This window comes from Janthinobacterium sp. CG_23.3, assembly GCF_046115965.1.
Classification (GTDB): domain Bacteria; phylum Pseudomonadota; class Gammaproteobacteria; order Burkholderiales; family Burkholderiaceae_D; genus Janthinobacterium.
This window is the reverse complement of record NZ_JBJXIB010000011.1, coordinates 58,846-64,845: the sequence shown is the minus strand read 5'-3', so window position 1 is coordinate 64,845 and position 6,000 is coordinate 58,846. Positions and strand designations below refer to the sequence as shown.

Below are 6,000 nucleotides of genomic sequence, written 5' to 3'. Positions count from 1 at the left end.
GCCGGGATGGGCGCTCTGCGCTCCTATCGCCACCGGCAGCCCGCCGCCCCCCTCCCCCCCCCCCCCCCCTCCCCCCCCCCTCCCCCTCCCCTCCCCCCCCCTCCCCCCCCCCCCCCCCCCCCCCCCCCGCCGCGTCGATGGCGCCGATCACCGTGCCCGGCGCCACCAGCTCCGGCAGCATGTCGCGGCGGATCGCCAGCGCGCGCCATTTCCAATCGCGCCGGCCGGCCCAGGCGTGGCGCTTGTAGTCGAACGGGATGTAGGCCACCTGCGAGCCGGTCGAGTCGACGAAGCGGCCGCACAGGCGGTAGTTCAGGAAGCCCGACAGCAGCAGGAATTTGTCGGTGCGCTGCCACAGCAGCGGCTGGTGCGCGGCGATCCAGTTGATTTCGGCCTCGCGCCGGAAGTAGTCGATGGTGCCCTCGACCCGCGCCAGCTTGAACGCCGCGCCCCACCAGCGGCCCATGGGCGGAACCTGTGCGGTGCTGCGCTGGTCGAGCCAGGTGATGGCCGGGCGCAGCGGCTTGCCCTGCTTGTCGAGGTTGATCACGGTGCCGCGCTGGGTCGTTACGGCGACGCCCTTGACGGCCGATTTCGGGATCGTTGTGGCGGCCCACAACTGCCGGCAGGCTTCGCACACCGCCTGCCAGTAGCCGTCCGCGTCGTGCTCGGCCCAACCCGGGTGGTCGGAAAAATACGGCTCCAGGTAGACCTGCGCCTTGGCCGCGATATTGCCCTGTAAATCGAACAGCAGCGCGCGCACGCTCTGGGTGCCGTTGTCGATGGAGAGCAGGTATTGTGCGCTCATCGCCTCAAGCTCCGGCGGTGGTGGTGGTGGTGGCGCGCGGCGCCGGCAGGCTGTAGTGGCTCTGCCACAACGCCAGGTAGGCCGCCTGCTCGGCGTCCCAGCGGGCGTCGTCCCAGCCCAGCTCCGGCTGGCAGATGGCGCGTACCCGCGCCAGGATCTCCAGCCCGCCGCCGCGCAGTTGCAGGCCGACGCGGCTGCGCCGCAGCAGCAGGTCTTCCAGCCGCTGCACCGCCTCGGCGCGCGCGGCCCAGCGCAGTTGCGCCCACAGCGTCTCGGTGCCGGGGATGGTGGCGAGTTCACCCGGGCCGGCCGCGTCCAGCAGGGACTGCGCGTGCGGGCCGTAGCGGCCCAGCAGGCGGCCCTCTTGTTCGACAGACAGGCGCCGGCCGGTTAAGGCTGGCGCCGCCTGGAAAATCGGTCGTGCTTGCAAGCTGTCGCGCCAGCCGGGCAGCAGCGGCGCGGCGCGTTTCAGCGCGTCCAGGGCGATCACGCGGAAGGTGGTCAGCTTGCCGCCGGTGACGGTCAGCAGGCCGTTTTCCAGCCACAGCGCGTGTTCGCGGCCCTCCTTCGACGGGTCGGCCTGGCCGCTGTCGATCACCGGGCGCACGCCGGCGTAGGTGGCGAGGACGTCGGCCTCGGTCAAATCCAGTTGCGGGAACTGCTGGCGCAGCGCCAGCATCAGGTAGTCCAGCTCGGCGCGCGTGATGGCCGCCTCCAGCTTCATGTCGGCGCCGTGGTCGACGTCGGTGGTGCCGACCAGCGTCACGCCCTCCCACGGAAAGGCGAACACCGGACGGCCGTCGCGCGGGTGCATCAGGCTGATCGCCTGCGCCAGCGGCAGGCGCCAAGCCGGCAGCACCAGATGGCTGCCGCGCAGCGGCCGCAGCTTCGGCGCGGCGCCGCCCTGCCCGCGCAGGCCGTCGGCCCAGGCGCCGGTGGCGCTGATCACCAGCTTGGCGCGCACCTCGTGGCTGGCGCCGCCAACGCCGTCTCGCAGCAGCGCGCCGCGCACCTGGCCGTCAGTGCGCAGCAGCGACTGCACCGCCATGTAGTTGACGGCCACGCCGCCGTGCCGCTGCGCCTCTTGCAGCACGCGCAGCACCAGGCGCGCGTCGTCGGTCTTGGCGTCGCTGTAGCACATGCCGCCGCTCAGCCCGGCGCGCGCCACGTTCGGCGCCAGCATGCAGAACTCGTCGGCCGTGTAGTAGTGGCGCGCGCGCTGGCCGGCCATGAAATCGTAGAGCGCCAGGCCGACCAGGAACAGGCGCCGGCCCGGTTTGCGGCCGACGTAGTCGCCGAAGGCGAAGCCCTGCGGCTCGACCAGCCCGGCCGCCTCGCGCAGCAGGTGCTGGCGCTCGCGCACCGACTCGCGCGTCATGCCGAACTTGCCCTCCTTCAGATAGCGCAAGCCGCCGTGCACCAGCTTCGACGAGCGGCTCGAGGTGCCCCAGGCGAAGTCGCGCTGCTCGACCAGCAGCGCCTTCAGGCCGCGCCGCGCCGCTTCCAGCAGGATGCCGGCGCCGGTGATGCCGCCGCCGACGATGACCACGTCCCAGTCGCGCCCGAACAGCTCGGGCAGGCCGTCGCGCCAGCCAGCGCGCCAGTGGCCGCTCACTTCGCGCACTCCGCGTCGAGCAGCAGCTTGCCCGGGTTCATGATCGCCTGCGGGTCGAAGTGCTGGAACAGCGCGCGCATCGCGCTCATGCCGAGCGCGCCTTTTTCCGCCGCCAGGTAGGGCGCGTGGTCGGTGCCGACGCCGTGCTGGTGGCTGATGGTGCCGCCATGCTCGACGATGGCCGCGCTGACGCCGCCCTTCAACAGGCGCCAGCGCGCCATGTCTTCCTCGTAATTGCCGGCCAGCCGGTAGACGAAGGTGGTGTAGACGCTGGCGCCCTGCGCGTACAGGTGCGACAGATGGGTATAAGCGTGCACCCGCTCACCCTGCGCGCCCAACGCGTCTCGGGCCGCCCGCTCGAGCGCGTGCATCATGCCGGCCACGCGCGGCCAGTCGACCGCCGTCTCCACCGTGTCGATCACGTAGCCGTGTTGCCACGCCGCGTTGCGCAGGTAGACGTTGCGGTAGCGGTTCTGCTTCCATTTGGCGCCCATGGCCTTGCCGACGTGGACGCCGCCGTGGCCGCGGGTGAGCGCCAGCGCGCTCTTGAGCGCGACGGCGGCGCTAGCCTTCTGGCCGCTGACGCCGAGCATCAGCATGCACTTGTCGTCCTTGCAGCCGCGCCAGGACAGATAGGTTTGCAGCGCGCCGATCAGCTTTTTATGCCCGGCCAGGGTCAACATGGTCAGCGTCTCCAACTGGTTCGACAGCCGCAGCATCGACAGCGGCAGCTTGGCCTGGGCCACTTCGCGCACGGCTTTTTCGGCCGCCTCCCAGTTGGGGAAGAACACCGCGTGGAAGGCCTCGTATTCGGGCAGCCTGGTGACGCGCACGGTGGCCTCGGTCAACACGCCGAGGCGGCCCTCGGAACCGAGCACCATTTCGCGCAGGTCGGTGCCGGCGGCCGAGGCGGGAAAGGTCGGGATGCTCAGCGTGCCGGCCGGGGTTTCCACGCTGCCGCCGGCGAACACCTGTTCAATGCGGCCGTAGCGCAGCGACTGCTGGCCGGACGAGCGCGTGGCGATCCAGCCGCCCAGCGTCGAGTATTCAAACGACTGCGGAAAATGGCCCAGCGTGTAGCCGTGCGCGCGCAGCTGCGCCTCCAGGTCGGGGCCGAAGACGCCGGCGCCGAAGGTGGCCAGCTGCGCCTGCTTGTCGAAGGCGCTCATGCGGCACAGCCGCGTCAGGTTCATCGACAGCGCCGGGCGCGCGCCCTCGGCCACGGTCAGGTGGCCGGCCACGCTGGTGCCGCCGCCATGCGGAATCACGGCCACGCCGTGGCGCTCGGCGTAGGCCAGCAGCTCGCGCACCTGTTCGGCGCTGTCGGGAAAGGCGACGCCGTCGGGCACCGCGCCGACCCTGCCGTACCTCAGCTTGAACCAGTCGGGCAGGCTTTGTCCGAGCGCGTTGTGCAGGCGCAGCGCCGGGTCGGCGTCGATCAGGCGGTGCGGCGCCAGCCGCGACGGGCCGATGGCCGCGCAAGCCTGCGCCAGCGAGGCGTCGCCGATGGCGGCGCCGGCGCCGACGCGCGCGCCCAGGAATGCCAACGCGTCGTCGTTCAGCGCAAACTCGATGGCGTCGTCGCCCCAGCCGTTCCAGCGTCTCATGTCTTCCCTCGTTGTGGAGCGGCGGCGCGCCTTGCTATACTTGACATTCAAAATGCGCCGCACCGCGAATGGCACAAGAGTAAATGACAACCCCTTTCCAGTATTGTGTATTTATGACAAACGCATTGTTCGATCATGCCAAGCGCGCGGCCTGACGCCGCCCCGGCGCCAGAGCGGCGCGTGGCCGGCTCGTATTTGCAGCCGCTGCTGGAGGCCGCCGCCGCGCGCGGCGTCGACGCCGCCGCGCTGGCGCGCGCGGCCGGCCTGGCCGAGCACGCGCTGCACCCGCTGCCCGAGGCGCTGGCGGCCGACGATTACGTACGCCTGCTCGACCTCGGCGCCGCCATGAGCGGCGACCCGCACTTCGGCCTGCACGTGGGCGAGCGCGTCAAGCTGGGCACCTACAGCGTCTACGGCCTGATCTTGCTGAGCTGCCGCGACTTCGGCCAAGCCTTCGAACAAACCGTGCGCTACGAACAACTGGCGCACGACCTCGGCCGCTCGGCGCTGCGGGTCGACGGCGGCGTCGCCCGCTACGCCTGGCACAGCCACTACCCGCCCGGCCGGCGCCACCTGGTCGACAGCGTCTTCGCCGGCATCCGCGTGTTCGGCAATTGGCTGGCCGGCGCCACGCTGGCGCCGGCCGACATCGCCTTCACGCACGCCGGCGGCGCCGGCCTGGAGGCCGAGTACGTGCGCGTGCTGGGCGCGCTGCCGCGCTTCGGCGCCGACGCCAACGTCGCCAGCTTCGACGCCCGGATGCTGGCTTGGCCGGTGCCGAACGCCGACGTCAGCCTGTACCCGGTGCTGCAACGGCACGCCGAGCAGTTGATGAGCAAGCGCGCCCAGGCCGGCGGCGGCATCCAGGCGCTGGTGCACGCGGCCGTCATGCGCAACCTGACCCAGGGCCAGGTGCGGCTGGCGTCGATTGCGCAGCAGTTGAACCTGTCGCCGCGCACCCTGCAACGCAAGCTCAGCGAGGCCGGCGCCACCTTCCAGCAAGTGCTCGACCAGGCCCGTTTCGCGCTGGCCAAGGATTGCCTGCGCCAGCCGGGCCCGAGCCTGGTGGACATCGCCTTCCTGCTCGGCTACCAGGAGCAAAGCGCCTTCCACCACGCGTTCAAGGAATGGGCCGGCGTCAACCCGGGCGCCTACCGCGAACAGTGCCGCGGCGCCGGCCTGGCCAGCGAAATGTAAGCGGATGTTAGTCAAACAGGCGCTTTGGCCCGCCCCGCCATACCTGCTTACATTTAGGTTTACCGTACTGGGCTTTCTAGATGTACGATGTTGAAGACATACAGAACAAGGAGAAAACATGAAACCAACCCGTACCAGCATCGTCAGCGTCTCGCTGCTGCTCGCCCTGATCGCCCTCGCCACGCTGACCGGCTGCGCCACCAACGGCTATCAACCGCAGCAATCCGGCTACTACGAGCAACCGCAGCAATCCGGTTACTACGAGCCGCCGGCGCAACAGCGACAGCCGATGCAGCAGAGCCAGGAGCGCTATGGCGCGATCGATTCGATCCAGGTGCTTCGCGGTAACGGCGGCAACGGCGGCACCAGCGGCGCCGGCGCCGTCGTCGGCGGCATCGCCGGCGCCGTTCTGGGCAACCAGGTCGGCGGCGGCAGCGGCCGCAAGGCGGCCACCGTGCTCGGCGCCATCGGCGGCGCGATGGTCGGCAACAACGTCGAACAAAACCGCAGCGCCGCGACGCCGGACACCTACCGCCTCCACGTGCGCCTTGAAAACGGCGACGGCGTCACCGTCGTGCAAGAAAGCCTCGACGGCCTGCGCATGGGCAGCCGGGTGCGCGTCGTCAACGGCCGCGCCTACGCTTATTAAGAGCCATTAGCCGGAACCGCTTACACGGCGTGGGTAAGCCGACAACGTTGGCCTGGAGCAGGGTCTCGCTTCAGCCAACATTGTCGGCTGACGGGTCCCGCCATTCCGCCCTGCGACACGCTCA

Annotated in this window: 5 protein-coding genes; 2 read left to right on the top strand and 3 right to left on the bottom strand. The window is 70.5% G+C overall.

The genetic code is table 11. From position 1 onward, the window contains the following. The 3 genes from ACFDR9_RS05315 to ACFDR9_RS05305 form a co-directional block, all read right to left on the bottom strand. A partial coding sequence (locus ACFDR9_RS05315; protein WP_409030302.1) for a xylulokinase occupies nt 1-808 on the bottom strand: 808 nt, incomplete at its 3' end. Between the two features lie 4 nt (nt 809-812). Continuing rightward, nucleotides 813-2,423, bottom strand: a complete 1,611-nt coding sequence (locus tag ACFDR9_RS05310) for a glycerol-3-phosphate dehydrogenase/oxidase (protein ID WP_051068375.1) — start codon at nt 2,421-2,423, stop codon at nt 813-815. Beyond that, nucleotides 2,420-4,030, bottom strand: a complete 1,611-nt coding sequence (locus ACFDR9_RS05305; protein ID WP_409030301.1) for an FAD-binding oxidoreductase — start codon at nt 4,028-4,030, stop codon at nt 2,420-2,422. Before ACFDR9_RS05305 ends, ACFDR9_RS05310 begins: the two co-directional genes overlap by 4 nt. Before the next feature lie 135 nt (nt 4,031-4,165). On the opposite strand from ACFDR9_RS05305, the gene ACFDR9_RS05300 reads away from it, so the two are divergent. Both ACFDR9_RS05300 and ACFDR9_RS05295 read left to right on the top strand, forming a co-directional pair. Next, nucleotides 4,166-5,227 carry an AraC family transcriptional regulator ligand-binding domain-containing protein gene (locus tag ACFDR9_RS05300; RefSeq protein ID WP_409030300.1) on the top strand — a complete coding sequence of 354 codons (1,062 nt, stop codon included), beginning with the start codon at nt 4,166-4,168 and terminating at the stop codon, nt 5,225-5,227. A 118-nt stretch (nt 5,228-5,345) separates the two neighbouring features. After that, nucleotides 5,346-5,876 (top strand): glycine zipper 2TM domain-containing protein, encoded by a 531-nt coding sequence (locus tag ACFDR9_RS05295; RefSeq protein WP_017876554.1) that lies wholly within the window; start codon nt 5,346-5,348, stop codon nt 5,874-5,876. The last annotated feature ends 124 nt before the right edge of the window (nt 5,877-6,000 follow it).

Excerpts from the sequence above, each read along its gene's own strand:
- ACFDR9_RS05305 (WP_409030301.1), bottom strand. The coding sequence starts at position 4,030 with ATGAGACGCTGGAACGGCTGGGGCGACGACGCCATCGAGTTTGCGCTG.
- ACFDR9_RS05300 (WP_409030300.1), top strand. The coding sequence starts at position 4,166 with ATGCCAAGCGCGCGGCCTGACGCCGCCCCGGCGCCAGAGCGGCGCGTG.
- ACFDR9_RS05295 (WP_017876554.1), top strand. The coding sequence starts at position 5,346 with ATGAAACCAACCCGTACCAGCATCGTCAGCGTCTCGCTGCTGCTCGCC.